This window comes from Moorena sp. (genome assembly GCF_982860115.1).
Window position 1 is genome coordinate 1 of the sequence record NZ_CEYLVT010000351.1, and the last position, 3,832, is coordinate 3,832.

Here is a 3,832-nt window from a genome sequence, read left to right on the forward strand (position 1 = left end):
TTAATTCTTCATTCTTAATTCTTCATTCTTAATTCTTCATTCTTAATTCTTCATTCTTAATTCTTCATTCTTAATTCTTCATTGTTTATAATTTAAACTTGATTGAAATGGATATCACAACAGGTTTTGTTGACACAATTGGGAATACACCACTTATTCGGTTAAACAGCTTTAGCGAAGAGACGGGTTGTGAAATCCTAGGGAAAGCGGAGTTTCTCAATCCAGGAGGTTCTGTAAAAGACCGAGCTGCCCTCTATATTATTAAAGATGCAGAAGAAAAAGGCTTACTCAAGCCTGGGGGGACAGTTGTGGAAGGAACCGCTGGCAATACGGGCATTGGTCTAGCCCATATCTGTAATGCTAAGGGATACAAGTGCCTGATTATTATCCCGGAAACTCAATCCCAAGAAAAAATGGATACCCTCAGAACCCTGGGAGCTGAAGTTCGCCCAGTGCCAGCAGTACCCTACAAAAACCCCAATAATTATGTAAAGCTTTCTGGACGCATTGCCCAAGAGATGGATAATGCCATCTGGGCGAATCAGTTTGATAATTTGGCAAACCGACAGGCTCATTATGAAACCACTGGGCCAGAGCTGTGGCAGCAAACTGACGGGAAAATTGATGCTTGGGTTTCAGCAACTGGGACAGGTGGTACCTATGCAGGGGTGGCGATGTATTTGAAAGAAAAAAATCCTAACCTTCAATGTGTGGTGGCTGACCCCATGGGTAGCGGTTTATACAGTTATGTCAAGACGGGTGTTATTAAACCCGAAGGTAGCTCTATTACAGAAGGTATCGGTAACAGCCGTATTACTGGCAATATGGAAGGGGCTCCCATTGATGATGCCATTCAAATTGATGACCACGAATGTCTCCGGGTAGTTTACCAGCTGCTGAGCCAGGATGGATTATTTATGGGAGGGTCTGTCGGGATTAATGTCGGAGCTGCTGTTGCTCTGGCTAAACAAATGGGACCTGGTCATACAATTGTGACTGTGCTTTGTGATGGCGGTGGTCGTTATCAGTCACGGCTCTTCAATCGGGAATGGTTGGTATCTAAAGGACTTTCTGTGGGTGATTGCAGCTCTTGAGGAAAACGGATCAAGGGTTCGTAATCTTTGTAAGTATTCAGCCAATGGCAACGGGAAACGGGGAACAGGGAGTAGCAAGGAATCCTTAACACTTCTTACTAATCTTTAAGAGTAACACAAATAAAAACAAATAAAAGTACCCTTTCGAGTACTGTCACAGATGCAAGCAAACTTGGTATTGTAATTGATATAGATCAATATCAAGCCTTGCTCTGTGAGCACCTTGAGCACCCTAGGCACCACGGATGTCCCTAAAAAGACACCTACACAAACTGGTGCCAAGGCTTTCCACTTTGGAAAGACACCTCAAGTCAACTGAGCTTTTGGTTATAACTGGAACCGTTACTCCTTCGCTCTCTGCGGCCTAGGGGCTGATAGCTGTTTTCAGAAAGTTTAGCATGGGCGTCGCGGGTTAGCTGACCGATCAAACTAGATCAGTGTCACAAATCAAGACTTAATTCTCATTATTTATTAAGAATAATGATGAGGCTTTTTCAAGAAAAACTGAAGTAATAAGCCTTAACTTTGTATGTTGATTTTTCTAGAGGAAGTACACCCGATGCAAACCCAAGACCTCCTAAAATCCCCTAATCGTCAAAAATTTGATGCAGTAGTTGATTCTAGCTGGAACCAAAAAGAAAACTCTGAGGTATATACATTTATTAAACGCCAAATCCAGTACTTCAATCTTGAACAAGAACTTGATATAGGCGAGATACTTTTTGAGGGCTGTCTTCGTGGCGTTAGCAAAATTGAATCTGGACAAGATATTCAAGACCCCTCAGACTGGCTAAAATCTACCTGCTTCTACATAATCCTAGAGCATATCCGAATCACTTACGTCTACAGCAGTTTTGACTGGGAGCTGACCACAGGCCATTGGGAGCAAGCATCCCAAGGGCACGCCATGGGCACCTACAACTAATGTGTCCTTGATGATCACAAGGGATATAGTCATTAGGGTCACTCTTGGACAACTGTAAGTAGGGAGGCATACTAAAACACCGCTATGGAAAGATTTTTTATGCCAATTTGGCAACACAGGTTCGTAACCTCATTGTTTCATGGTTATACCCTTGATCAATTTATTTTCCCCTACCTACTTATCAATGTCACAAATCGAGACTTAATCGTCACTAAGTGATTAATAGTGATTATAAGGTTTCTCAAATACAATTGAAAGTCAGGGCATCATGTGCTTTTATTTTTACCGAGGAACTACACTATATGCAACCTAGAAAACCTCCAAAGTCCCCTAATCGTCAACAATTTGATGCCGCTGTTAATTCTCTTTTAAACCACAAAGAAAAATCTGGACTTTTTGCATTTATTGAATTCCGACTCAAGCAGTTCAACCTTGAACACAAATTTGATATCTTTGACATATTTATTGAAAGCTATATTCGCGGAGTTAGCAAAATTGAATCTGGACAACATATTGAAAATCCATCAGCTTGGCTAAGAACAACCTGCTTAAATGTGATTAGAGAGCATTTTGCCAAGAAAGGAAAGCATTGGAAAAAAGAACGTGAATTTAGCTCTATAGAATACCAGATTAGCTCCAATGATACTTCCGATTATTTATCGGATCAATATGTCAAGGAAATACTGTCAGACATTAGACAACTAGTAAGTCCTCTAGATTTTGATATTTTTGTGTTACGAGTGATGGAAGAATTGTCCTGGATTCAAATTGAAGAACGCCTGAACTTGGCAAGTAATACAGCCTTGCGAAAACGATATCAGCGTATGAGGAAAGTTTTGAGAGACTATTTTTTTGATATCGACAACTCTATGCTCGAAGACTATGGCTTATCGTGAAGTAATATCAAGTCTGGTTGAATACCCATAATTAATGGAGAGTGTGTGAAGTTTGGGGAGATGGGGAGATGGGGAGATGGGGAGATCGGGGAGATTTTTATTAAGGGTAATTATCCTGACATGATATAAGCATTCAGCCCTTGGCCGTAGGCCACGCTACTTGAGGTGCTGTCAGCCGTCAGCCATTAGCTGATAGCTGATAGCTGATAGCTTAGATTACTCTTAAGGATTTCCAGTGAAACAAGCAAATTTATGACGTAGAGTTTCACTGGTCTCAGGTGATTTTAGGGAAACAAAGATTTCTAAATACTCTTCCAACTTTGCGATTTGGTTTTTATAGGTATCAATATCATTGTCACTCAGCCAGCTAAAGTGTTTGGCTATAACTAGATCAGCTTTATCTATCAACAGGTTAAGGATTTGGTCAGCTTGGGCTAGTTCGAGGATCTCAGCCATACGGTTGGTGTCTGACACAGACAAACTTGGACGCGCTGCCAGTTGGCAATACTCCAGCAATAGTTCCAATCGGCGTAGATTTGATTGGGTTGGGCTTTCTATTGAGATCGTGTACATAGAAAATCTGTTCATCTCACACTCGTTACTTTGATTGGGCTTCAGTCTTGATTGCGCTTCACTACATTAGTGAGATTTTTTATGTAATTAGGACACGAATCCAAGGAATTTTACAAAAGCTTTATATCTCAGAGGTTTTTTGTAAAGCAACCATGAAGGTTGATCAGGTTGAAGAGGTGGAAGGTTGAAGAGGTGGAAGGTTGACAAGGTTTAAGGTTGACAAGGTTTAAGGTTGAAGGTTTAAGGTTGAAGAGGTTTAAGGTTTAATAACCTGTAACCTTCAACCAGCTAACCTGTAACCTTCAACCAGCTAACCTGTAACCTTCAACCAGCTAACCTGTAAC

General features: G+C 40.9%; 4 protein-coding genes. 3 read left to right on the plus strand and 1 reads right to left on the minus strand.

Annotated features, from left to right (window positions below; all coding sequences use genetic code 11):
• Positions 1-107 precede the first annotated feature (107 nt).
• The 3 genes from AC4II3_RS31010 to AC4II3_RS31020 all read left to right on the plus strand — a co-directional run bounded on the left by AC4II3_RS31010 (position 108) and on the right by AC4II3_RS31020 (position 2,915).
• Positions 108-1,094: a cysteine synthase A gene (locus AC4II3_RS31010; RefSeq protein WP_488014641.1), complete on the plus strand. Its 987-nt coding sequence runs from the start codon at positions 108-110 to the stop codon at positions 1,092-1,094.
• 559 nt (positions 1,095-1,653) lie between these two features.
• A complete protein-coding gene (locus AC4II3_RS31015; RefSeq protein WP_488014643.1) occupies positions 1,654-2,019 on the plus strand; it encodes a hypothetical protein in 366 nt (121 codons plus the stop codon).
• 302 nt (positions 2,020-2,321) lie between these two features.
• Complete coding sequence (locus tag AC4II3_RS31020; protein ID WP_488014645.1) at positions 2,322-2,915, plus strand: RNA polymerase sigma factor; 594 nt, start codon at positions 2,322-2,324, stop codon at positions 2,913-2,915.
• A 222-nt stretch (positions 2,916-3,137) separates the two neighbouring features.
• On the opposite strand, the gene AC4II3_RS31025 is transcribed toward AC4II3_RS31020, so the two are convergent.
• Positions 3,138-3,503, minus strand: a complete 366-nt coding sequence (locus AC4II3_RS31025; RefSeq protein ID WP_488014647.1) for a hypothetical protein — start codon at positions 3,501-3,503, stop codon at positions 3,138-3,140.
• Between the last annotated feature and the right edge of the window lie 329 nt (positions 3,504-3,832).

Coding starts and splice junctions, on each gene's coding strand:
- AC4II3_RS31010 (WP_488014641.1), top strand. CDS start 108: ATGGATATCACAACAGGTTTTGTTGACACAATTGGGAATACACCACTT.
- AC4II3_RS31015 (WP_488014643.1), top strand. CDS start 1,654: ATGCAAACCCAAGACCTCCTAAAATCCCCTAATCGTCAAAAATTTGAT.
- AC4II3_RS31020 (WP_488014645.1), top strand. CDS start 2,322: ATGCAACCTAGAAAACCTCCAAAGTCCCCTAATCGTCAACAATTTGAT.
- AC4II3_RS31025 (WP_488014647.1), bottom strand. CDS start 3,503: ATGAACAGATTTTCTATGTACACGATCTCAATAGAAAGCCCAACCCAA.